Annotated in this window: 17 protein-coding genes; 7 read left to right on the top strand and 10 right to left on the bottom strand. The window is 64.8% G+C overall.

The window, feature by feature from the left end; genetic code table 11:
- Nucleotides 1-52 precede the first annotated feature (52 nt).
- Nucleotides 53-784 carry a class I SAM-dependent methyltransferase gene (locus VGH41_RS13190; protein WP_331597891.1) on the top strand — a complete coding sequence of 244 codons (732 nt, stop codon included), beginning with the start codon at nucleotides 53-55 and terminating at the stop codon, nucleotides 782-784.
- Nucleotides 785-963: 179 nt separating this feature from the next.
- Here VGH41_RS13190 and VGH41_RS13185 read toward each other — a convergent pair whose 3' ends face one another.
- From VGH41_RS13185 to VGH41_RS13140, 10 genes are all read right to left on the bottom strand, one after another.
- Nucleotides 964-3,369: a polysaccharide biosynthesis tyrosine autokinase gene (locus tag VGH41_RS13185; protein WP_331597890.1), complete on the bottom strand. Its 2,406-nt coding sequence runs from the start codon at nucleotides 3,367-3,369 to the stop codon at nucleotides 964-966.
- 23 nt (nucleotides 3,370-3,392) lie between these two features.
- Nucleotides 3,393-4,655, bottom strand: coding sequence for a polysaccharide biosynthesis/export family protein (locus VGH41_RS13180; RefSeq protein WP_331597889.1), 1,263 nt, complete (start codon nucleotides 4,653-4,655; stop codon nucleotides 3,393-3,395).
- A 38-nt stretch (nucleotides 4,656-4,693) separates the two neighbouring features.
- The gene (locus tag VGH41_RS13175) at nucleotides 4,694-5,626 is read right to left on the bottom strand and encodes a glycosyltransferase family A protein (RefSeq protein WP_331597888.1); all 933 of its coding nucleotides are present in this window, start codon (nucleotides 5,624-5,626) and stop codon (nucleotides 4,694-4,696) included.
- Nucleotides 5,627-5,648: 22 nt separating this feature from the next.
- The gene (locus VGH41_RS13170) at nucleotides 5,649-7,034 is read right to left on the bottom strand and encodes an undecaprenyl-phosphate glucose phosphotransferase (protein ID WP_331597887.1); all 1,386 of its coding nucleotides are present in this window, start codon (nucleotides 7,032-7,034) and stop codon (nucleotides 5,649-5,651) included.
- 28 nt (nucleotides 7,035-7,062) lie between these two features.
- Entirely contained in the window at nucleotides 7,063-7,797 is a 735-nt protein-coding gene (locus VGH41_RS13165) for a Crp/Fnr family transcriptional regulator (RefSeq protein ID WP_331597886.1), read from the bottom strand.
- A gap of 621 nt (nucleotides 7,798-8,418) precedes the next feature.
- Complete coding sequence (locus VGH41_RS13160; protein ID WP_414696646.1) at nucleotides 8,419-10,971, bottom strand: glycoside hydrolase family 2 protein; 2,553 nt, start codon at nucleotides 10,969-10,971, stop codon at nucleotides 8,419-8,421.
- Nucleotides 10,972-10,995: 24 nt separating this feature from the next.
- Entirely contained in the window at nucleotides 10,996-11,988 is a 993-nt protein-coding gene (locus tag VGH41_RS13155) for a DUF1839 family protein (protein WP_414696648.1), read from the bottom strand.
- Nucleotides 11,989-12,068: 80 nt separating this feature from the next.
- On the bottom strand, nucleotides 12,069-13,100 hold the full coding sequence (locus VGH41_RS13150; RefSeq protein WP_331597884.1) for an amino acid--[acyl-carrier-protein] ligase: 1,032 nt from the start codon (nucleotides 13,098-13,100) through the stop codon (nucleotides 12,069-12,071).
- A gap of 1 nt (nucleotide 13,101) precedes the next feature.
- Nucleotides 13,102-14,400: an acyl-CoA dehydrogenase family protein gene (locus VGH41_RS13145; protein WP_414696645.1), complete on the bottom strand. Its 1,299-nt coding sequence runs from the start codon at nucleotides 14,398-14,400 to the stop codon at nucleotides 13,102-13,104.
- Nucleotides 14,397-14,648: an acyl carrier protein gene (locus VGH41_RS13140; RefSeq protein WP_331597883.1), complete on the bottom strand. Its 252-nt coding sequence runs from the start codon at nucleotides 14,646-14,648 to the stop codon at nucleotides 14,397-14,399. Before VGH41_RS13140 ends, VGH41_RS13145 begins: the two co-directional genes overlap by 4 nt.
- Before the next feature lie 248 nt (nucleotides 14,649-14,896).
- On the opposite strand from VGH41_RS13140, the gene VGH41_RS13135 reads away from it, so the two are divergent.
- From VGH41_RS13135 to VGH41_RS13110, 6 genes are all read left to right on the top strand, one after another.
- A complete protein-coding gene (locus VGH41_RS13135) occupies nucleotides 14,897-15,433 on the top strand; it encodes a GNAT family N-acetyltransferase (protein WP_331597882.1) in 537 nt (178 codons plus the stop codon).
- 71 nt (nucleotides 15,434-15,504) lie between these two features.
- Entirely contained in the window at nucleotides 15,505-17,082 is a 1,578-nt protein-coding gene (locus VGH41_RS13130; protein WP_331597881.1) for an O-antigen ligase family protein, read from the top strand.
- Nucleotides 17,079-18,260 (top strand): glycosyltransferase family 4 protein, encoded by a 1,182-nt coding sequence (locus tag VGH41_RS13125; protein ID WP_331597880.1) that lies wholly within the window; start codon nucleotides 17,079-17,081, stop codon nucleotides 18,258-18,260. The genes VGH41_RS13130 and VGH41_RS13125 overlap by 4 nt, the downstream gene beginning before the upstream one ends.
- Nucleotides 18,257-19,411: a glycosyltransferase family 4 protein gene (locus VGH41_RS13120; RefSeq protein ID WP_331597879.1), complete on the top strand. Its 1,155-nt coding sequence runs from the start codon at nucleotides 18,257-18,259 to the stop codon at nucleotides 19,409-19,411. Before VGH41_RS13125 ends, VGH41_RS13120 begins: the two co-directional genes overlap by 4 nt.
- A gap of 239 nt (nucleotides 19,412-19,650) precedes the next feature.
- Nucleotides 19,651-21,168 carry a flippase gene (locus VGH41_RS13115; protein ID WP_331597878.1) on the top strand — a complete coding sequence of 506 codons (1,518 nt, stop codon included), beginning with the start codon at nucleotides 19,651-19,653 and terminating at the stop codon, nucleotides 21,166-21,168.
- A 165-nt stretch (nucleotides 21,169-21,333) separates the two neighbouring features.
- Entirely contained in the window at nucleotides 21,334-23,253 is a 1,920-nt protein-coding gene (locus VGH41_RS13110) for an alpha/beta hydrolase (RefSeq protein ID WP_331597877.1), read from the top strand.
- Nucleotides 23,254-23,255 lie beyond the last annotated feature (2 nt).

The raw sequence follows: 23,255 nt of genomic DNA, 5'->3' as shown, positions 1-23,255 counted from the left end.
CAGTCGACGGAAGCCGCCGCTCAGACCGGCGGTTGACGCAAGGAGCACGCTAATGCAACAGGCTCAGGAGTTTTGGGACGGTTTGTTTCGAACCCGCAGCGAACCGGGCGCGAGTCTTGTCGATATGCCGGATCGGGAATGTCCCGTGTATCGCCGCGCAGTCCAGCATTTCGGCCCGTTGTACGGCAAGACGCTGATCGATCTGGGCAGCGGGGCAGGTGCCTCGTCGCTATATTTTGCTTCGCTCGGCGCCGACGTGATCAGCGTCGACCTGAGCCCGATCGCGGTAGAAAATCTCAAGCGCTACTGCGCCGAGCAACGTATCGACAATATCCGGCCGGTGGCGCTCAACGCGCATGACATCGGCACGCTACCGCAGGTCGACTTCGTCTTCGGCTCGATGATCCTGCATCACATCGAACCGTTCGAGCAGTTCAGCGCTGCGTTGCGCGCCGCGATCAAACCAGGCGGGCGTGCGTTCTTCTGGGAGAACAATGGCGCAAGCGACACGATGATGTGGTTCCGCGATCACGTGATCGGAAAACTATGGATCCCGAAGTATGGCGACGTAGACGAATCGCCGCTCGCTCCGCGTGAAGTCAATGAATTGCGCAAGCATTTCGACGTGACGGCCGAATTTCCCGAGATGGTCTATGTGCAGATGGCCTCGACCTATCTGCTGCGTGGACGCCTGCAAAGTCAGGCAGCGCGTATCGATCAATACCTGGCGCGCTATCCTTCGCTGCGCAAATACAGCTATCGTCAGTATCTGTGCCTCTCGTGATGTTGTTTCAATAAGCGCGCCTGTAGAGACGGCCGCGTGTGTTGGGCTTAAAGCCCGGCGCTCGCGGCTGCTTTCATTGGGGCGCCACAAATCAGAGCCGCGCCGCCGCAAGTGTCTTCCCAAAGAAAATTGCCGTGTCCGCAAGCGGGCACGGCAATCGGTCGAAACTAACCAGAACCTCAAGTGCGGTTCGGTCCGGTTTCGGTCGGGGTCGGCTTATAGGCGTACGCGTAAGCATAGTCGTACGGGCCATAGCGGCCACCGCGCTTGAGCGGCATTGCGTTCAGCACGCCGCCCACCACGCGGGCGCGCGCCCGCTTGAGCTTCTTCAGCGATTCGCTGATATTGCGCTCGTTATGAATGCCTGCGCGCATCACGAGAAGGGTCGAGCCTGCCATGTTGGCGACGACCGCGGCATCTGCGGCGGCAAGCAGCGGCGGCGTATCGATCAGGACAATGTCGAACTCCCGCTCCAGCCGGTCGATGACGTAGTTAAAGCGCGCCGAGGCGAGAATCTCCGACGGGTTCGGAGGGTACGCGCCCGCCGCGATGAAATGCAGTCCGTTCACACCTGTCGAGCGCGCCGCATCTTCGATGTCGATCTGTCCGGTGAGCAGTTCGGTCAATCCGCCCGCCGGCGAGTTGCCGAAGTACTGGGCAAGCCGTCCGCGCCGCAGATCGGCATCGATCAGCAAGACGCGCCGGCCCGACTCGCTCAGCAGCGCCGCAAGATTGGCGCTCAGGAAGCTCTTGCCATCCGAGGGTGCCGGGCTCGTGATACAGACGATCCGGTTCGGCGCATCGACGAGGCCGAACTGCAGTGCCGAGCGCAACCCACGCAGACCTTCCACCGAAGCGTCGAACGGATTGGTCTTGATGAGCAGCGGCCGGGTCGGCGCATGCTCGTGCGGCAACACGATCGTCTCGCCTTGAGCCGGTGCGGCGACGGATGCGCCCGGCCTCTTGAGACGCAGGAGGCCGGCGAAGCCGCCCGTTGCGTTCGAGGACGACAGGGCGAGGCGCCGCCGGCCGCGCGAATGCGCAGCGGCGATGCGCGCCTGACGCCGTTCGAAGGCGAGCCGGTCGACCCGCGACTGTTCAGAACTGAACGAGACTGAGCCCAGCACCGGCAGGCGGAAACGCCGCTCGACCACTTCCGGATCTTCGACGCCGGTAAAGAACTTGCGCCGCACGATCGCAAACGCAATGCCGGCGATGATGCCGAGCATGCTGCCGCCCGCGACGATCAGCGAGGCTTTGGGCCGAATCGGCGCAGAGGGAACCAGTGCTTCGTCGACGATGTGCACATTGCCCACCGTTCCGGCGCGCGTGATGGCGAGCTCCTGAATCCGGTTGAGCAGTGCGACGTACACTTCCTCCGCAACCTTCGCGTCGCGTTGCAGCGACATGGCCTGACGCTCGGATCCAGGCAAGGTCTTGAAGCGCTCCTCGAAGAGTCCTTTTTCTCTTGCCATTGCCGCAAGCTGCGCGTCGACGGTCTGGATTTCCAGGCTATCGGGCGTGAAGCGCTGCATCATTTGCGCGCGCTGGATTCTCAACGCCGCGATCTGCTTCTCGTACTCGAGACCGCCGGACATGTACACCTGCGCTTCCTGAGTCGGCTGGAACGAGCCCACGCGTGCCTGATATTCGGAGAGCGCCGTCTCGGAGCGTTGCAGTTCCGCGCGCAGATGCGGCAGTTCGCTGTTCAGGAACAGCAGCATCTTGCTCGCTTCTTCCTGTGCCCGTTCGGTGCGCTGATGCAGATACGACTCGGCAACGGCATTGGTGATGGCGGTAATGACCTTCGGATCGACACCCGTATACGACAGTTGCACGACGCCCGTGTCGTGACCTTTTTCGGTGACCTGAAGACCGCCCGCGAGGCCCATCACCGCGTCCAGCTGGTTGGTGCGCGTGACGTAGAACAGGGTGCCTTTGCGCGCGACGAGTTCCTTGACGAGGATCGTCACGCCGCCGCCGGATGCGACGGCGCCGGCTGTGCCGCTCAACAGGTGCTGGCCGGTTGGGTCGCGCAGCTCGTAGCGGCCGCCGCCGAGCGAGCGCAGCGTGAGCGTGACGCCTTCCAGCGCCTTGGGCACGGTAATCGAGTCGACGGCGAATTTCTCGCCGCCCCACGCATACGAGTCCATCCCGAACAGCGGCGACAACGGTTTGCCGGGTTTGGCAAACAGGTGGGTGATCTTGCCGAGATACGGCATGGTCTTCTCACCGGTCGCGAAGTTGAGCTTGAATTGCTCGACCACCGGTTCGACGACGGTGCGGCTACGGATGATTTCGATCTCCGCATCCGTGTGCGGGGCGTTGCCGCCGATCGCCGAAAGCGCCGAAATGGCCGCCGCGCTGGAGGTGCTGGAAGTCGGCGTCTCGACCTGGATCAGCGCGTCGGCCGAATAGATGTGCGTCGCCGTCTTCGCATACAGCACCGACAGGAAGATGATGACGCCGGCTATCCCGATCACCCACCAGATCTGTTCGAAGATCACCCGTATCAGATCGCGTACAACTTCCTCCTCGTCGCTCCCCGGAGCGGGCGAGGGGTCAAGCATGTCGTAGGTACTCATGTGCTTCTCGCTAGTACGTGTGCTTATTGGGTCAATGCTCTCGCGAAGTACAGCGTCTGCAGCGTCGGCGCAATCTGGTTGAGGAGCCTGTTGAAGCGCGCGGAAGCAGCGACCTGTACGTAGACGACATCACGTGGTTGCAATTCGAATTTGGTCATCAGCATCAGCGCGTCGACCTGTGTCATGTCGAGGCGAAATACCGAAGGCATCAGGTCAGGGTCTCCCGTTACCGGCTTGGCGGACGCGCCCGTCTGCGTGAGCTTGGCCTGCTGGATCTTGCTCACCACGCGGTCGGCGCCGCGAATCACATAGATGAAGTGCGGGTCTCCGGTATTGACATCGAGACCGCTCGCGCCGGTCAGTGCGTCGGCGAGCGTCAGCTTGCCGCGGTTCATCGGCAGCGACGACGGATGCATCACTTCGCCCAGCACGAAGATGCGGCTGTTCGAACGATCCGGCACGTCGATGATGTCGCCATCCTGCAGCACGACGTTCTGTTGTGGATCGCCGGTTTCCAGCAGCGCGGCAACATCGACCGCATAGCGCTTGCCGTTACGTGTCACGCCGACGTTTTGCAGATCCGCGTCGGGTTGCGCACCGCCGGCGCGATTGATCGCGTCGATCACGGACAGCGGCAAGTCGGTGACCGATTCCGCCGCCGGGTTGCGCACGCTGCCAGTGACCTGAACGACCTGGCTGTTGAAGCCCGACACGCGCACGTCGAGCTGCGGATTGCGAATGGTCTTCGCCAGACCGGTCGTCAGATCCTTCTGGATCTGCTCGACGTTCCGGTCGAGCACCTTGATCCGGCCCACGCGCGGAAAGAAGATCGTGCCGTCGTTGGCGACGCGCACCACGAGGCCGCCCGCGACGCCGTCGCCGCTGGAGGTGCCCTGCGGGGTCGCCGGGTTGGCGAGCGACAGACTGCCGTTGTTGCCTTGCGGCAGCGGCGGTGTGCCCGCCGCGCCGATGACCGCGCCGCCGCCGGTCAGCTCCGGGTGATCCCAGACGATGATGGTCAACTGGTCATTGACGCCGACGCGATACTCGTATTGCTTGCGATACGCAGAGGTGAGACAGATCAGCGGACAGACCGACGGCAGCGCGATCGCGCGCGCCTGCGCAAAGTAATTGACATCGATCGGCACCACCGGATAGTCGTCGGCTGCCGGTTGTGCCGGAGCGGTCTCCTTCAGCCGCGCGGTATCGATGTATGGCCCCGGTGCGAGCGCGCAGGCGCCCAGCATCATGGTCAGCAGACCGGCGAACACTATTTTGATCTTCATGATATGGTCCATTTTTTTATGCAGGCGCGCCTGCCCCCTTAGCGCGTCGCCTCTTGCCAGGCTCCGCGCATGGCGCGTAAGCCCACCCACCATTTACGCATCGCGACGGTGAGGTTTTCACCGCCGAGTGCGAGCGACAACGCGCGCGCCAGCCCCGGGTCTGCGCGGTTGCCGATCAGCGACGAATACACCACGAACGCCCATTTGCCGAACGTCGGCAGGTGCTCGCACATGATCAGTCGCAGATTGAAGGACGCGTTGTAAAACGCGGTGTCGTTGAACGTGTAACGTTGATCTTCGTCGCCGCGTTGCGCCGGGTAGTGTTCGACCAGCAGCATCGGGTCGTACACGATCGGCCAGCCGCGCCGCACGATGTCGAGACAGAAGGCCATTTCGCAGTGCACCTGGGCGCCGTTGCCGCGCAGGCGCGAATCGAAACGCACGGGGCCGATCGCTTCGCGCCGGAACGCCATGTTGACGGCCTTGAGAATCTGCACCTTGCGCGCGCCGCCTTGCCCGATGTGATGATTGCCCACCGCGCGCCCATACCAGCTCACCACGCCCACCACGAGCTTGTTGCCTTCGAGAATGCCGCCACGCTCGTGGACGATGTCGCGTCCGCCGAAGCCGCCCAGCGCGGCGTCCTGTTCGAACGCATGCACGATCCGGGCGATCCAGTCGGCGTGCGGCGCCGCATCGTCGTCAACGAAACAGAGGATGTCGCCCGTAGCCGATTCGACGCCGCGGTTGTATGCCGCCACCACGCCTGGCTGATGCACGAGCGCAACGCGCACACGCGCGTCGACAGTGGCGGCTGCGTAGGCCTCGACCCACTCGATCGCCTCGCGATCTTCGGGACGCGCGATCACCACGATCTCGTCGGCAGCCCGCTGCTGCTCGCCCAACGCGGCGATACAGCGTGCGAGATCGGCTTGACGCCGATAGGTCGGCACGATCACGGAAACGTTCACATCGAATCCCCGAGGAACAGCATTAATAAGCGTTGCGGCCGATAAATCCCTTGGTGAGCGTAATCAGCACGATCTTGATGTCGAACCAGAACGACCAGTTCTGGATATAGAACAGATCGAACTTCACCCGCGTCTCCATCTTCTCGACCTTGCGCGTCGCACCACGATAGCCGTTCACCTGGGCCCATCCGGTGATGCCCGGCTTGATGCGGTAGCGGTACATGTAGCCGTACACCAGATCCTTGTAGAGATCGTCATGCTCGATTGCGTGCGGGCGCGGACCCACCACTGACATCTGACCCAGCAGCACGTTGAAGAACTGCGGCAACTCATCCAGACTCGTGCGGCGCAAAAATGCGCCCAGGCGCGTCACGCGCGCATCGTTCGGCGTCGCCTGCGTCACGTGACCGGCGGACTCCTGATGCACGGTCATCGAGCGGAACTTGTAGATGTCGAAGGTATGGCCGTCGACACCCTTGCGTTTCTGCGTGAAGAACACCGGTCCCGGTGAACTCATTTTCACGGCCACGCTGATCGCGAGGAACAGCGGGGCCAGCACGACCAGCACCGCGAGCGCGAACAGGCGGTCGAACATCAGCTTCGGCCACATCTGCGGCGACGAGACCGGCGCGTCGGTCAGGTTGATGGTCGGCAAGCCGAGCACGTCCACCAGCGAGTGATTCAGCAACGACATGCCGCGCGTATCCGGAATGAAGCGCACGGTGATGAAATCGTGCTGGAACGCCCGCATGAAGCGATAGATCGCGTGTTCCTCGGACAACGGCAACGCCAGCCACACTTCGTTGATCTGCTCTTCGCGAACCTTCGCTACAAAGGTGTCGATCTCGGTCAGCACCGGCAGGTGGCCGATGCGGGTGTTGACCATCTCCGGCTCCTCGAGCGAGGTGTCGAACACGCACGCGGGCCGGAAGCCCGCTTGCGGAGCCTGCGCGAGATGCGCGAGCAGCATGCGGGTAAAGCCCGGCGTACCGACGATCGCAACGGTGCGATAGTTGAGCCCGCGCCGCCGTACCATGCGCAGCGCCACGTGCACGGCAAGCTTGGTGGCGACGATAAGCACACCTGAAATCACGGTGGAATAGGCGAACCACAAACGTGAGACCGCATCCATCCGGTGCAGCGTGAAGACCAGAATCAGTCCGGTGGCCACCGCCATCAGCCAGGCGGCCGCGACGCGCGCCAGCATCTCCGGCAGCGACTTGCCGCGCCATGTCCTGTAGACGCCGAACACCGGGAACAGCAACAGCACCAGCAAGCAGTTAAAGGCCATCAGGAGCCGCTCGGTATCGGTGAGTTCGAGCGGCGCCGGGAAACGCGTCCAGTGAGCGAGCAATGCACCCGCAATCACGAAGAGCGCATCCAGGCAGCGCGCGGTATGCCGAAACATGATGTCTACCTTATAGAGCCAGCAGGGCTCAGCTCACGGCCTCGGCCTGATGCAGGCGCGGCAGCAGCCGGTCGAACTCGCGTTTGACGAGGCCATAGCATTCGCATGCGCGCGATTCGAGGCCTTGACGATCGAGAATCTTGATGTGACCGCGGCTGTGATGGATCAGGCCTTCGTCGTGCAGCTTGCCGGCCGCTTCGGTGATGCCTTCGCGGCGCACGCCGAGCATGTCGGCGATCAGTTGCTGCGTGACGGTCAGCTCATTCGACGCGACGCGGTCGACTTCGATCAGAAGCCAGCGGCACAGTTGCTTGTTGAGCGAGTGATGCCGGTTGCATGCAGCGGTCTGTGCGACTTGCGTGAGCAGCGCGTGCATGTAGAGCATCATCAGCCGGCGCAGCAGATCCGAACGCATGAATTGCTGCTTGAGGCATTGCGCCGTCATGCGATAGGCGAAACCTGTGCTTTGCACCTGTACCCGGTTCGGCATGGTTTCGCCGCCCGTGAGGACCGGTACGCCCGTCATGCCTTCGCGTCCGACCGCGGCGATCTCGACCGAGCTGCCGTCTTCCATCGTGGAGAGCATGGAGATGATCGCAGTGGTGGGAAAGTACACGTGATGGATGCGTTGTCCCGAGTCGCACAACAACTGCTCAGTGCGCAGATGGACGAGTTCGAGATGGGGAGCCAAAGCCTGCCACTCATGGGAGGGCAATGCGCCGAGCAAATGATTGCCGTGCAAATCGGATTGAAGCGTCAACATGGTCGGTCCTCGCATGGAGCCGCGAACGCGACTCCCTGATTTTTTTACCCGTCACTGCATCCCGATGCCTTGCTGCCTGGCGAGCAGCTATGGATGAACAATGCGGGCCCCGTCTGGCCTTTTCGCGCCGTCGATTGTCTGTTTGTTGGCGTCGGCGCTGGTGTTGCGCTTCTCATTTAGCGAGGACTGTGCCAAGGGAGTGAAAAGCGAGCACTGGTGCGGCGCAGCGAAGAACGCCGTGTCCGGTTGCGAGGCGAAAGATGCGTTTTTGTTTCAATTTTGCACAACGGCTGTTAGGCCTCCGGTGTTCGGGCCGAATTATTTAATTTGATGCAAGTCATTGATTATATGGATATAAGTGTCGTTTTCGCAGAACCGGAAGCAGCCGGTTTGCGCTTGAAACGCGGGCTGGACAGGCCCTCAGCCACGCTGCCCGCAATGGCTCAGAATTGATTCAGATGTGTTCCACAGGTTGCGTGGTCTGGCGTACGGAAGCGATTATTGGTGGCAGTCGGCTTGCGCCGGGGCGCGCGTGCAAGCGCGCCTGCCAGCGCGGGAAACGCGCGCCACAGCTAGGTTTCACGCCGCTTGCGCGAGGCGCAGCATAAGGTGAAGGTGGACTCAGCGGTAGAAAACCGGCGTGCTGGAATTGATCGCGCGCACTTCGCCTGCGGGTGCGGCGTCTGTTTCGTTGGCGTTAAATGGCTTGAGCGCAATGATTCGCGATTGATTCGGCGGCAGATGAAACCAGTTGTCCGAAGCGATGAAATGCGCATCGTCGATGTGAACGAAACGCGCGAAACGCTTCGCTTCGATGCTCAGTTGCCAGCCTGCGCCGGTCGCTTCGAGTGTCGCCGTGAGGCCGGCATCATGACGTTCGAGCACGCGGCGTTCGGCCAGGTGGAACGATTGCGACAGGATGTGTCCACTCTTCGCGTCGCGCAGCGTGGCAATCGTTACGTCATGAGCGCGCGGGCCGAAGCGATACGCATGAGTGAAATCGAAGAACTGTCCCAGACATTCTGCAGCGCCGAGGCGCTGCGTGCTGCGTGCCGCGAGTTCGATCGGGCAGGTTGCCGACGCTACCTTCACCGCGCCGTCGCGCAAACAGACAAGCTCCAGTTGCGTCTGCAACGATCCGGCGGTGTCGTTGATCAGATGGATGTCGAGGCCGTTGAGGCCTTCGTCAGTCATGACCACCTGCACGGGGCGCAGCACCTGCGCGAGGGCGTACCACGCGCTCTTGGGCCGGCCGGTGGAGTCGATCACGCCCCAGCCCGCGCCCGGGCGCAGGTCCTGCAACTGCCAGACGAGCGCGCCGCCGCACCGTGAACCGGTGCGGCGCCATTCGGCGAAGACCTCGGTCATCAGTTCCGCGACGACGGCCCGCGAAAGCTCCAGATAGCGCGGTGCATCCTCATAGCGCAGGCGTGGCGGCTCCACGCCGTAGAGCGTCTGCAGATAGTGGTCGCGTACGTCGTCGAAATCCCAGCCGGCGCCCTGATCGCGCGGCACAGCGGCTTTCCAGCGCGGATCGTGGAGCTGGGCCGTCCCGAGCACGTCGTGCAGCGTCACGTCGTCCGGCACGTTGGCGAAGGCCAGACACTCCGCCGCGAAGCGCACCTCGGCGCGCCGCACGTCTTCCAGCGGCCGTTGATACGCGCCGACTCCGTAGTAATGGGTGACGCCGGTGCGCGTCGAAAACGGCCAGATGCCGCCTGTCGGCGAATTGCTCACATACGCTACGTCGGGCCGTTCCCCGGCGACGAGGGCGGGCAGGCATTCGGTAAACAGCGGCTGGGCGCGCATCGCAGGCGGCAGGCCGAACATCGCGGCTTGCTGATCGACCTCGCTGCCGCCGCATAACACGGCCAACGCGGCATGGCGGCGCGTACGCGCCAGAAACTGGCGCGCCTCGCGGCTCACCGAGTCAATAAACGCCGCATCGTTCGGATAGTCAAAATTGGCCAGCGCGAAGTCTTGCCAGATCAGGATTCCGTATTGATCGGCAAGGGCGTAGAAGGTGTCGGACTCGTACACCATCGTGCCGCCGACGCGCAGCATGTTCATGCCGGCGTCGCGGGCGAGCGAAAACGCCCGCTCGAGCTGCGCCGGTGTGCCCGCCAGCGTGACGAGGTCGGCGCTCGTCCAGCAGGCGCCACGGCAGAACACCGGCACACCGTTGACGCGCAGTGCGAAACCGTCGCCATCCGTGCCGCGCTCCGCTTCGATGGTCCTGAAACCGACCCGGCCCAGCTCGAAGCGTCGCCCACCTAGTTCCAGTGCGACAAGATGCAGTGCCGGCGCGCCATGCGTATGCGGCCACCAGCGCTCGGCATGCGGCATGCGCAACTCGCCCGTGAGCGTCTGCGCATCGCTCCATTGAAGAGACGAACGCACGTCGGCGCAATTCAAGCCGGCGCGCAAGGACTCGTGCTGCGGGTGCACAAATCTGAGCGTGAGCGAGACGATGCCGTCGTCACCGTCGATGCGCGTGCCCAGGTCGACCGTGTCGAACGCCTGGGCGGCGTCGCCGAGCAGTTCGATGGGACGCCACGGCCCCACAGCCTGGAGCGGAGGGCACCAGCCCGGCATATGGCCGAGCAGGGTGGTGCGGACGTTGCGCAAGGTCGGCGGCGAGACGAGCCGTGGCCGCCAGCGTGCGCGTGAGCGGCGCGCGGCGAGCAACGGCGCGAGCGAGCGGAAGCAGAGCGCGAGCGTGGCGGGGCCGTCGAGTTCGAGCGTGAGGTCGTGCGCGACGAACATGGAATCGGAATCGAGCCGCTTCACGCCGTCCAGCCACACTTCGGCCAGCGTGGCGAGGCCGTGCAGGCGCAAGCGTTGCGCACCGCTGCCCGTCAGCGTCAGGCGATACCAGTGGTCGTCGAAGGCAAAAGCTGGCGGACGGTCGGCGTCGAGGCGTCCTGCGGCCCGCCACGCCGCCGCGACCGTGCCGGGTACGGGTGCAGTCAGCCAGCCTTCAGCAGGCCAGTCAGCGGGCGAGGCGCATGCGCCTGCGGCAGTGCTGACGCACTGCCAGCCGGTGTCGAGTGGCCGCGGCCAGACGGCGCGCTCCAACCCGTCATCCGGCCGCGGCTCGGTACGCACCGCGCCATCCGGCGGCGCGCCGATCTCGAGCGCGACCTCGGACGGGGCGTCAGGCAGCGCGCGCACGAGGTCTCCGGACGGCTTGCTGCATCAGAACGCGAGCGCGGCGAGCGGCGGCAAGGTCCGCTCGTACGCGTCTTCGAGCACATCGAAGCAGTCGCTGCACAGGTCGCGCCGGCCGCGCGCCATGGCACGCACGAGGCGGAACTGCATCACCATCGACTCGGAGGCGATCTTCTGCGCAGAGGCCGGAATATCCGCTGGAATCTCGAAGCCTTGCACCGCGAGCCACTGCAGGTACTTGGAGAGGAATTCGAAGTTCGCGCCCAGTTGCCGCATCAGATTGAATGAGTACAGGTGGAAGTATTTTTCGCCGCGTGCGAGCAGCGTGTCGAGCTGATCCGGAAACGCCGCGCGCCATTGCGTGATGGGATTGCGCATGGGGCGGCGTTCGAGATGCGCGCACAAGAGCTCCGCCGATGCTTCGGCGAGTGCCGTTCCTTCCAGCGCCGGGCGCACCTGCTTGGCGAATTCCACGTACGGGAACAACAGATCCGGCTGCCCGACGAACTGCGGCAGCTTGCGAAACACGCCGTCGTAGTCTTCGTCCTGCAGCAGGTGATAGCCCGTGTTGTGGAAGTAGCCGAGCCGCCGTCCGGCCGGATCGATGAAGTCGACTCCCACCGTGGTCTTCGGATGCTCGCGCCGGTACGACGTGGCGCGCGTGTTCGGCAAATAGTAGCCGTCCACCTCGACGAGCACCGTATGGCCGCGCAGCGTCTGGGCGAGGACGCGATCCTCCAGCGAGTCGTAGATGGCCAGTTCCTGCACCTGCGTGCCGTACAGGCGGTCGAGGTCTTCCAGCGGGAATTTGAAGAACGTGAACTGATCGCCTTCGAAGTCCTGCGTGACGGTGAACCCGAAGGCGGCGCGCGGATCCAGCCCGAAGCCGTGCAGCAGCTCGATCCACAGGTCGACGTAGCAATTGGTTTCCTGCCAGACCCGTTCGCCTTGATGCAGCGCGTGCGATTGATGCGTACGCATCGAACGGGCAGCGCCCGGGCCGCCATGCGGGCCCTTCATCGGGCCATCGGGCGGACCATTGAGCGGCACGTTCATCGGGCTGCTCAGGGCGCCGTTGAGGAGAGTCGTGAGCGGGGGCGTCATGCGGCGCCTCCCGCCATGCCGTGAGCGACGCGCGCCCTGGTATCGCCCCACAGCAGCGCGCGCACGTCGTCCGGCCATTCGTTCACGTCAAGGCCGTGATGACGGAACAGCGCGAGCGTGATGCGTTCCATGCCGAAGCCGACGCAACCCGTGTGCGCGACCGAACCGTCCGCGCAGTGGATTTTCCAGATCTCACCGAAGTGTTCCATGTGGTAGTTGAACGACAGGCAAGCGGTCTTGCTGTCGGCATTGGCCACCGGAATCAGCAGCTCGAACTTGAGCGCCTGGGCACGCTGGCTGTCCGCGACGATCTTGCCGCCGCGGCCGAAGAACGGGTCGTTGGCGAGATCGACGTCGACCGGCAGTTGCAGCATCGTCACCAGCGCCGAGCCGCGCTCGATCCACATCTGGCGAAACGCCATCACCTGCTCGGCATTGCCGAGGCGCACATATTCGCGCTGACGGAACATCTGCATACGTGCCGGATCGAGCGAGGGCTCGTGGCGGAAGCAGTACGACAGCACGTCGATCGTGCGGCCTGCCTCGGGCAGCGGGCCGCGCCGCGCCATCACCGGATAGATCGGATAGCAGGCCGCGGGTGTGAGCACCACACGCGTGGGCTTTTGCTGGGCGAGCCATTCTTCGCTGCGATCGTCGTCGCTTTCGTTCATCGCATTGTCGAGGGCGCGCAACAGGCGCTGATGCCCCATGTCGTTGCCGCAGAACGAATGGATGGTACCGGCGAGGTTCGGGAAGCTCTTCAGATACTCGCTGTCCTCGAAATCCGTGCGGCGCATGGCCGGCGGAAAGCGCAGTACTTCGGGCTCCTGATCGGCGCCCAGATGCGTAATGGCCACGTTGAGGCGATCGACCACGTCTTCGAACACCTGACTGCGGCCGTACAGGCCGTTTTCACCGGTGTCGATCAGGATGCCTTTTTCGAGTAATTCGTCGCGAAAGGTCGGCGCGGCCGCAGCCGTTGCGTCGAGTGCCGTGGCGATTGCAGCGGTATCGGTCATCGTGTTCATCTCAAGCTCTCCCCGGTGCGGCCGGACGCTGCGCCAGCAGCAGGCTCGCGGTATTTTGTGCAATGCGGTCGTTGTTGATCATCAGCGGTGCGGAATACAGATCGCGCAGATGACGGCCGACGCTGTACTCGGTGCCGTTCTTGTAACCGGCCATCCCGCAGATCATCAGCACTTCCTGCACCACTTGCAGCGCGGTGGTCGAAATGCTGGTTTTCAGCGTGTTCATGTCGGAGGCGAAGCCGAGCAATGCGGACAGCGGCACGTCGGCCTGGCACTCGCCCCGTTTCGCGTGATGCGCGGCGCGGGCCGCGTCGAGGGCGACGCTCAGGCGCGCCTGCATCATCTGCAGCAGGCCGACGGCTTCGGCGAGGCGCAGTCCCGCAGGCGGCACCGAGCCGGGCTTGGCGCGCGCCTGGGCGCGGAAGAAGGCCTTCGCGCGATTCACCGCATCGCCGGCAATCCCGGTCCAGACGGCGGCCCACAGCGTGTGCGAGACCGGCAGCATGGTCTGATCGGCGATTTCGGCGAAGGGCGTCGGCAGGATCTGTTCGGCGAGGCCGGTGGCGACGAGCCGAAAGCCTTCGCTGCAGGTGCCGCGCATCCCCATCGAATCCCAGCTGCCGCGCTTTTCGAGGGTGGTTTCATCGCGCAGTGCGACGATCATCACCTGGTCGGCCGCCGCGGATTCCGCCGTGCGCCGTGCCGTGACGAGAATGCCGTCGGCCTGGGCGCCATAGGAAATCGTCGGCGCCATCTTTTCGATGCGCAGGCGAGGACCGTCCAGTTCGACCGAACACGCGCTGGTGCGCATGTTGCCGCCGATGGTCTCCTCCGAAGTCGCGGAGGCCAGCAGCCATTGCTTGTCCACCAGCTGCGCGAGCAGCGTGCGGTGCCACGGCGAGTCGCTGCCGTGCGCTTCGATGCAGGCCACCTGGATCTGGTGCATCGCATACACCATCGCCGTCGACGAACAGCCCTGGCCGAGCATTTCGCAGATGGTCGCGACGTCCGCGAGCGGCAGACCCGCCCCGCCGAACTGTTGCGGCACGAGCACCGAGAGCAGCCGCTCGCGGCGCAGCGCGTCGAACGCTTCAGTTGGAAAACGGGCCTCGCGATCGACCGCATCCGCATGTTGCGCGGCGATCTGCGCGACGCGCTGGGCGGCCGCGCGCCAGCCGGAGTCGGGTTCGACCGCGGTCAGCGCAGCGGCAGAGGCGGAGGCCGCCGGCTTGCCCGCGTCCAGCGTATCGGCACGCGCGCCTTCAAGCGGGACAGCGTCGTGCATGAGCGGGGCGTTCATGCGGCCGCCTTGGCCTGCTGCAATTCGGTGACCGCGGCGGCCAGCGAATCGATGCTCGAAAAGAGCCGGCGCGTGAGCATCCGGTCGGGAATCTCGATGTCGAACTCGTCTTCGATTGCTAGCATCAGGTGCACCGTCGCCAGCGACGACAGGCCTGCTGCGTAAAGATCGGCATCGTCCGCCAGCGATTCGGGCGGGACATCGAGACGTGCTGACTCGGAAAGAATGCGTCGCAGTGCCGTTTTCATGGAATCCAGCCTCTTCAGAAGGGTGTCACATCGCACCGGCGCGGTCATGAGGTCGAATCGCCAGTGCATCCGGGCCCGCTTCCACGGCGCCCGGGAACCGGCCGGGGCGTGTATCGGTTGGACGTATTTAACGGATTGACAAGCTTCAGCGTCAGTGCGATGCCGCACGGAAGGGCGCGGGTTCCAGACGTAATGTATCGACATGGCAACGGGGCTGCCTGTTGCGCGACCTGTCGGGGGGAATCGTGATGAACTGGAAGACGCTGGAATTCGAGCAGCTCACTGCACGCGAGTTGTATCTGATTCTACGTGCGCGCAGCGCGGTGTTCGTGGTCGAACAGTCCCACGTCCATCTCGATGCCGACGGTCATGACAGCGGCGCCCTTCATCTTTTCGCTACCGAAGACATCGCGCGGCCAATGCCCATCATGGCCTACGCCCGCATCCAGCCGGGTGATATCGAGGATCCGGAAGTCATCATCGACAAGGTGTTGACGAGTCCGACGCGGCGCGGCGACGGCACCGCGGAGGTGCTGATCGAACGAGCCCTCAATGCAATCGCAGAACGCTGGCCGGGCCGGGTGGTCCGGCTGACGGCGCCGGTCGGCTTGCGCGGCTTTTACGAGCAATTCGGCTTTCGTAAGACGGATGGCCCGTTTCTCGATCACGGCACCCCCTTTATCGGCCTGCGGCGCCAGCCGCGCGGCAACAGTCAGCCGATGTTCGGCGGCCTGCGCCGTGAGCGCGGCGGCGCGCCGGTCGTCAGTACCTTCGAACTGCTGTGATGGACGGCGCGGATGCCCCGTCGCCGCACGAGCGGGGGAGCGGCAGCAGCGCACGTGAAGTGGTGCATTGGGTGCCCCGCAAATTGTCGGCGCGGCCGGTCCCGCCGCGCTCCGCCGCACCTGCCGCACAAGCCAGACCCGCGAGTCCGGATAAGCCTAAGTCTGCCAGTTCGGTGCCGGTGACAGTGCCGGTGGTGGTTTTCGTGCTCTCGATCGTGCTGTGTTTCGCCCATATGGGGCGGCTCGTGGAACTGTTTTATCCGGCCATGTGCCTGCTGGTCGCGCTGTGGCTTTACCGCGTCTATCCTGCCCAATATCTGGGATTTACCTGCTGGGTGTTCTTTCTGACACCGGAGGTGCGGCGTCTCGCCGATTTCTTCGCCGGCTCGTTCAACCCGGTGAGTACGATCATGGTCGCGCCGCTGGGCTGCGCGGCCATGTCCGGACTGGCTTTGATCACCGACGCGCGGATGCTCGGACAGCGCCGCGCGGCGCCGCTCATGATGATCATTGCGGGCCTTGCGTACGCGTGGCTGATCGGCATGTCGCGGGCCGGTTTTTCGGCGGCGACCTTTGCGCTGACGGGTGCGGTCTTTCCTGCCCTGGTGGGCTTTCGTCTCGTCGCCACGTGGGAACACCACCCGGATTACCAGCGAGTCCTGCTCAAGACCTTCATCTACGGCGCCATCATCATGGGCGCGTACGGGATCTGGGAGTTCATCAGTCCGCCGCCGTGGGATGCCTTCTGGCTGCTGGCATCGGGCATGACTTCGGAAGGCCATCCGGTGCCGTTCGGCATGCGCGTGAGCAGTACGATGAATTCCTCCGGGCCATTCGCCAGCACGGCACTCGTCTGCATCCTGATGTCGCTCGCCGGCAAGGGCAAGCTGCGGCTTGCCGCCGGCGTGGTGTTGCCCGCGCTGATGTTCACCTCCGTGCGCAGCGCGTGGGGCGGCTTGCTGGTCGGCCTGATCTACCCGATTGCGATGCTCGACGGCCGCAGCCGCATGCGGCTGATTGCCGGGGTGTTCGCCTGTCTCGCGCTCTGCTTGCCGGTCACGATGCTCGACGGGGTAGGCGACCACATTACGGAGCGCATGGAAACGGTTCAGGACATCAGCCAGGACAACAGCTATCAGGTGCGCGCCGAGATGTATTCGAGCTTCATGAGCCGCGCGTTGACCGACATCTCCGGTCAGGGATTTGGCACGACCGGGATAGCCAGCAAGCTTGCGGACAGCGACTCGGATGTGATCCAGGTGTTCGACAGCGGCATCATGGAAGTGCCGTACATCATGGGCTGGCCCGGCACGCTGCTGTTCATCTCGGGCACCTTGACGTTGCTGTGGCGGGCGCTTTCGGCGAGCCGCAAGCGGCCCGAAGATCACTTCGGCGCGTGCGGGGTGGGTGTCGCTATTGCGGTCCTTTCGATGATGGTGTTCTCGAACACGCTGGCAGGCATGACCGGCATGTTCTATTTCATCGGCGTGCTGATGCCGGTCAACGGCGCGCGCTATGCCCGCGAGAAGCGCACCGACGCATTGCGCGAGACGCCGCCGCCAGGCAGCGCCGGCACTGCGCGGGAACGCCGCGACCTTGAGCCGGCCGCGCGGCCGCGTGCCACGCTCACTTCCGAAGCCGTATCATGAAACTGTTGATCGTGACGCATATCGTCGGTAATCACGACGGACAGGGCCGCGTGAACTACGAGATCGTGCGTGCCTCGCTCGCGGCAGGGCACGAGGTGACGGTGCTCGGTTCCGGGATCGACGCGGTCTTGCTCGAGCATCCGCGGCTGCGTTTCGTGCAGCTCCGCGAAAGTCGCTTGCCTACCAGTCTCATCAAGTACCAGATCTTCGCGCTGCGCAGCGGCGCATGGATTCGCGCGCATCGCGACGAGTTCGACGTGATTCACGTCAACGGATTCATCACGTGGGCACGCTCGGATGTCAACACCGTGCACTTCGTGCACGACGGCTGGTATCGCTGCGGCTTCTATCCGTTCCGGATGAAGCAGGGCGCCTACGCGATGTATCAGATCGCCTATACGCTGCTGAATGTGTACTGCGAAAAGCATGCCTTGCGTCGCGCGCGAGTCGTCGTACCGGTGTCGCAGAAGGTGGCGCGCGAGGTGGAGTCCGCGGGCGCCGATCCTGCGCGGATCGCGGTGATTCACAACGGCGTCGACGTGGAAGAATTCGCGCCGGGCCACTCGCAGCGCGAACGTTTCGGCTTGCCGCAGGACGCCTTCCTGTTGCTGTTCGCCGGAGATCTGCGCATCCCGCGCAAGAATCTCGATGCGGTGCTGCGCGCGCTGATGGCGGCGCCGTCGAACGTGCATCTGGTGGTGGCGGGTCGACTGCGTAATACGCCCTACGTGGCATTGGCCCAGACACTGGGGGTGAGCGAGCGGGTGCATTTCGTCGATTTCGTGCGCGAGATGCCCGATCTGATGCGCTCGGTGGATGCCTTCGTTTTTCCTTCGCGCTACGAAGCAATGAGCCTCGTGATGCTCGAGGCGCTCGCCAGCGCGTTGCCCGTCATCACGGTTGCGACTGCGGGTGGCGCGGAGGTGATCGGCAGCACGTGCGGCGTGGTACTCGAAAGCCCGGAAGATATTGCTGGGCTTGCGGACGCGATCGCGCAGCTGGCGCGCGATCCGCAACGCGCGCGCACGATGGGCGCAGCGGCCCGCGAGCTGGCCAGCTCCTTGAGCTGGCAACAGATGGCGGCCCGTTATCTGTCGCTCTACGAGGTATTGACGGGCCCGCCATTGCCGCAGCGCGCTACGCCGGCAGAGGGTGACGTCGTGACGGTCCTGTCATGAGCGCGCCGCTCGACTCGCTGCAGATCGGCATGCACTGGTTCGGCGAGCGCCCGGGCGGGCTCGACCGCATGTTCAAGGCGCTGGTCGAGTCGCTGCCGGCCCAGGGCGTGAACGTGCGCGGTCTGGTGGCCGGCAGCGCCGACGTGTTGCGCGATTCCGGCGGTGTCGTGGAGGCTTTCGCGGGTGCGGGCGAGCGCCTCCACACGCGCATGTGGCAGGCGCGCAGGCACTCGCTTTCGCTAAAGCGCGCGCAGGCTCCGGATGTCGTGGCGACGCACTTCGCGCTGTATTCCGTACCGACTGCGGGCGTGTTCGGACGCATTCCGCGCGTGGTGCATTTTCATGGACCGTGGGCGGACGAGTCGGCCGTCGAAGGGCGCGGCAGGCTCTCGCACGTGATGCGGCGTGCCATCGAGCGCGCGGTGTACCGGCATGCGAGCCGTCACATCGTGTTGTCGCGCGCATTCGGCGAGCTTCTGGAGCATCAGTACGGTGTGCCGGAAAGCAGCATCCGTATCGTGCCCGGCTGCGTCGAGACGGAGCGCTTCGAGGTCGCGCAAAGCCGGGCCGAAGCGCGCGCCTTGCTCGATCTGCCCAACGATCGTCCGGTGGTGTTCTGCATCCGGCGGCTCGTCGCGCGCATGGGACTCGAGGAGTTGATCGATGCGATTTACGTCGCGCGGCAGTCCATGCCGGACATCTTGCTGGTGATCGCGGGCAAAGGCCCGCTCGAACCGGCGCTGCGCGCCAAGATTGCCGCGCGCAGGCTGGAAAGCCACGTCAGGCTGGCGGGCTTCGTACCGGACGAGGCGCTGCCGCTCTGGTATCGCAGCGCCGAACTGTCGATCGTGCCGACGCTGACGCTGGAGGGCTTCGGTCTGACGACGATCGAATCGCTGGCGGCCGGCACGCCGGTGCTCGTCACGCCCGTCGGCGGCTTGCCGGAGGCGGTGGCGCCGCTCTCGCCGGATCTGGTGATGCCGTCGATTGGCTATCAGGCGATTGGCAGTGCCCTCGTCGACGCGCTCCTCGGGCGGCGCGCCTTGCCCGACGCGTCGGCCTGTCAGGACTACGCGCGCACGCGCTTTGACCGCTCGGTGGTGGCGGCGCAGGTCGCCGAGGTCTATCGCGAAGCGGTGGCGCAAGGTTAGGCGCAGCCCGTCGCAGGCCGTTTCCCGGTCATGGTTGCGCGCCTTGTGCCGTTCCTTGCCGCGCTCATTCCCCTGTTCATTGCCGGACCCTTTCGGGCGGCCAGGCGGCACAGCAAACTTGTGTGGGCGGACGCACCGAGTCGTCCGCACGACGCGGGTCTAATGCTCTCTGCAGCGCTGCGCAAGCCACGCGAAGCCCGCGGCAACACACACTGGATAACTGTGCCGCACAGACGGCAATGTTGCCAACCTTGGGGGATGGGATGGACGGTCGGATTCTACGCAACGTTGGACTGAATCTGCTTGGAACAGTGGTGCCGATTGCAATATCGCTCGTGACGGTGCCAAGCTATCTCTTCACGCTGGGCGCGGCGCGCTATGGCGTCATGAATCTCGTGTGGACCCTGATCGGCTACTTCGGTGTACTCGACATGGGGATCAGCCTCGCCACCGAAAACCGAATATCGATCGCGCGAGCCGCGCATGACCCTTCCAACGAGCGTGTCGAACAGGTGTTTTTCAGCGCACTGTTCGTGAACTTCATGACCGGCGTGTTCGGCGCGCTGCTGTTGTGGGGCGCGTCGCTGTCGTATCTGTCGTGGTTCGGGCATCTGTCGCCGGCCTTCAATCAGGAAGTGCGCGCGAGCCTGCCGTGGCTCGCCGCCGCGATTCCGCTGGCAAACCTCACGTGGGTGCTGGCCGGTTCGCTGACGGGAGCCGAGCGCTTTGCCGTATTCAACCTGAACCAGGTGCTGGGGATGGCGACGTTTCAGTGTTTGCCGCTCGCCGCGGCGCACTGGATCTCACCCACCTTGCCGGTGGTGATCGCGACCGCGGTGGCGACCCGCTTCTTCGGCGCGATCGTGTTCGGCATCTCGACCTGGCGTGTGCTGGGTCTCACGCGCTGGCGCCGGCCGCGCTGGCCGATCATCAAGGAACTGTTTCATTACGGCAGCTGGATCGTGATCGGCGGGAGTGCCGAGATGTTCGCGGCGAGCCTCGATCGCGTGATCATCGGCACCATGCTGGGCGCCCGCGCGGTCGCCTACTATGCGACGCCGCAAAACCTGGTGGGACGCTTGTCGGTCTTGCCGACGGCCGTGATGCGCACGCTGTTCCCGCGCCTGTCGGCGTCGTCACAGGTCGATGCGCATGAACTGGCGCGCCAGGGTATCGCGCTGGTGGCGGGCGTGCTGACGCCGGCCACCATCGTCGCCATCTGCGCGTTGCAGCCGTTTCTGACGTGGTGGGTGGGCAGCGAGATCGCGCTGCAAGGTGTATCGGCGGGGCGGATCGTCGCATTGTCGGTCTGGGTGGGCAGTACGGCGAGCGTCGTACGGGTGTTGTTGCAGGCGCAGGCCGATCCGGGTCGCGCGGCACGCATCAGCATGGTCCAGCTGCCGGTGCTCGCGTTGCTGCTGTGGGCCGGCATCAGCACCTTCGGTCTGATTGGCGCTGCCTTCGCCGTGCTCGTCAAGACGCTGATCGACGGCGCGCTCCTGATCGTGCTGTCGCGTCTGGGGAGCCGCGCGTTGCTCGCCGTGCTCGCGCCGCATGCGGTGTGCCTCGGTGCCGCGCTCGCGATCGCGAGTCGTGCGAGCAGCTACGTGACGCTGGCGAGCGCGGCCATTGTGCTGGTGGCGCTGAATCTGGCGATGTCGTTCGCATTGTCGGCGCCATTGCGCGCCTTCGTGCGCCGCCAGTCGGTCCGTACGGGCTGGGGGCGGCGTATCTGGTCGCATGTCGATCCGCTGTGACGACGCGCGAATGCCACGCTCACCCGGTGGGTCGCACACATGGATGCAAGGGCAGCGGCGCCATTGTGCGCACGCGCACTGAGACGCAAGCGTTTGGCTGTTCTAATTTTCCCGACAGGAATATTTGCGCCGCATGCGGCTGCTCGACAAGGGAATGACCGGGCGATGGAACCACTTGTTTTTGGCGAATGCTTCGGCTGGCTACACGGCGCGCAGGGGACCCGAGGGGTCGTGATGTGCAGCCCGTTTGGCTATGACGTGCTGTGCACGCACCGCGGCTGGCGCACCCTCGCCGAACAGCTCGCGCAACGCGGCTTGCCCACCTTGCGTTTCGACTATCCGGGCGCGGGCGATTCGGCCGGGATCGAAGAGGACCCGGGGCGCGTCGACGCGTGGCTCGACAGTATCGACCTTGCGATCGATACATTGCGGGCGAGGACTGGTGTGACGGAAGTCGCGCTGTGCGGATTTCGCATTGGCGCCTTGCTGGCGGCACGTGTCGCCGAGCGCCGCGGCGGTGTCGACGCGCTGGTGCTGCTCGCACCCGTGATCTCCGGACGGCAATACGTGCGCGAATTGCGTGCGCACCGGCAGCGCTGGCTGACCACGCCGGCGGGCTTCAGTGCCGAGCCGCTGCCGGAATCGGCGACCTATGTGGAAGCGTACGGCTTCGGTGTACATGGTGCAGACGTGGCGCAACTCGCCGCGTGCGATCTCACGAAGGTTCAGACGCCGGCTGCGAAGCGCGTGCTGCTGCTCGATTCGGTGGACCGTACACGCGTGAGCGCGCTTGCGAGCCGTTATGAGGCGCTCGGCAGCGTGGTGGAAGTCGGCGCCTTCGACGAGTGCGACCGCTTTCTTCAGGAGGCGCTCTATAGCGAAGTGCCGCTCGAGGCGTTCCGCAAGGTGACGGACTGGCTCGCGCAGGATCTCTCGTTGCGCAGCGCGAGCTCACCCGCAAAGCAGGGCGCGCCCGCCGCGCGCAACGTGATGTGTCTGCCGGCGCAGCAGGCGCGCGAGATGCCGGTCAGTTTCGACGTGGCCTATCAGTCCGGCCGTTATTTCGGCATCCACTGCGTGCCGGAGCGGCCCGATCCTGAGTTGCCCGCCGTCCTGTTCTGCAACACCGGCGCGAGTCATCATATCGGCGATGGCCGGATTTTCGTGCTGTTTGCCCGCCGGCTAGCGCAGCAGGGCATCGCCTCGTTGCGAATGGATCTGGCTGGGCTTGGCGACAGCGTGCCGCTGGGCCCGACGGTCACGCTCGACACGATCTATGCGGACGCATCCGGCACCGACGTGGCCGCGGGCGCGCAATGGCTGGTGGCGCAGGGCTACCGGCGCGTCGCCGTCGTGGGCGTGTGCGGCGGGGCATTCAATGGCCTGCATGCGGCTCGCCAGCATCCGGCCATCATCGGCTGCGTGAGTGTGAATCTGCAGAAGTTCATCTGGGACGGCGAGGAGCGCGCGCCGGGCACGCCGGTGTTCGCCCAGAGCCGGCTCTATTGGCGCTCCGCTTTCAGCCTGCGCAAATGGCTCGAAGCGCTGCGCGGCAAAGCGAACCCCATGCGCGCTGCGCGTGCGGTGTCGCAGCGCGGCTTGCGTTTTCTGAAGGCGCGCGTGGGTGATGCGCTGTCCCGGGTGGACGGCGGCGCGCGCGACACCAACCCGATCCGTGCGCTGATGCGCGATCTGGCTGCGAAAGCGGTGCAGGTGCGGCTCGTGTACGGCGAATTCGACGTCGGGCTCGAGGAACTGAAAATTCATTTCGGTTCGCTGGGCAGCGCGCTGCGCCGCCATCCCACGATCCGCGTGCAGCTGCTGCCGAAACTCGATCACGCGTTGTTCACCAGCGCCGCGCGCGAGGCGGTGATGCGGGACACCGAAACATGGCTCACGCAGACACTGCGTGAGGCAGCACCGCTCGTCGAGGCAAAGCGCGCCTCGGCAGTGAGACCGGGCGCGGACTGGCCGCTGGCCGGCGACGCGCTTCATTCAGCTATCTCTGCCGTTGCGGTCCCGGATGCAGGCTCCGGCCGTCAGGGCGACACCGCGCCTCACGGGGCGCATCTGCCAGGAGTCTGATC

Source organism: Paraburkholderia sp. (assembly GCF_036488795.1).
GTDB lineage: Bacteria > Pseudomonadota > Gammaproteobacteria > Burkholderiales > Burkholderiaceae > Paraburkholderia.
The sequence above is the reverse complement of the archived record's forward strand: the minus strand, read 5'-3'. Positions and strand labels throughout refer to the sequence as shown.

Coding starts and splice junctions, on each gene's coding strand:
- VGH41_RS13110 (WP_331597877.1), top strand. CDS start 21,334: ATGGAACCACTTGTTTTTGGCGAATGCTTCGGCTGGCTACACGGCGCG.
- VGH41_RS13150 (WP_331597884.1), bottom strand. CDS start 13,100: ATGAACACGATGACCGATACCGCTGCAATCGCCACGGCACTCGACGCA.
- VGH41_RS13185 (WP_331597890.1), bottom strand. CDS start 3,369: ATGAGTACCTACGACATGCTTGACCCCTCGCCCGCTCCGGGGAGCGAC.
- VGH41_RS13170 (WP_331597887.1), bottom strand. CDS start 7,034: ATGTTTCGGCATACCGCGCGCTGCCTGGATGCGCTCTTCGTGATTGCG.
- VGH41_RS13140 (WP_331597883.1), bottom strand. CDS start 14,648: ATGAAAACGGCACTGCGACGCATTCTTTCCGAGTCAGCACGTCTCGAT.
- VGH41_RS13120 (WP_331597879.1), top strand. CDS start 18,257: ATGAGCGCGCCGCTCGACTCGCTGCAGATCGGCATGCACTGGTTCGGC.
- VGH41_RS13135 (WP_331597882.1), top strand. CDS start 14,897: ATGAACTGGAAGACGCTGGAATTCGAGCAGCTCACTGCACGCGAGTTG.
- VGH41_RS13145 (WP_414696645.1), bottom strand. CDS start 14,400: ATGAACGCCCCGCTCATGCACGACGCTGTCCCGCTTGAAGGCGCGCGT.
- VGH41_RS13125 (WP_331597880.1), top strand. CDS start 17,079: ATGAAACTGTTGATCGTGACGCATATCGTCGGTAATCACGACGGACAG.
- VGH41_RS13180 (WP_331597889.1), bottom strand. CDS start 4,655: ATGAAGATCAAAATAGTGTTCGCCGGTCTGCTGACCATGATGCTGGGC.
- VGH41_RS13165 (WP_331597886.1), bottom strand. CDS start 7,797: ATGTTGACGCTTCAATCCGATTTGCACGGCAATCATTTGCTCGGCGCA.
- VGH41_RS13155 (WP_414696648.1), bottom strand. CDS start 11,988: ATGAAGGGCCCGCATGGCGGCCCGGGCGCTGCCCGTTCGATGCGTACG.
- VGH41_RS13190 (WP_331597891.1), top strand. CDS start 53: ATGCAACAGGCTCAGGAGTTTTGGGACGGTTTGTTTCGAACCCGCAGC.
- VGH41_RS13115 (WP_331597878.1), top strand. CDS start 19,651: ATGTTGCCAACCTTGGGGGATGGGATGGACGGTCGGATTCTACGCAAC.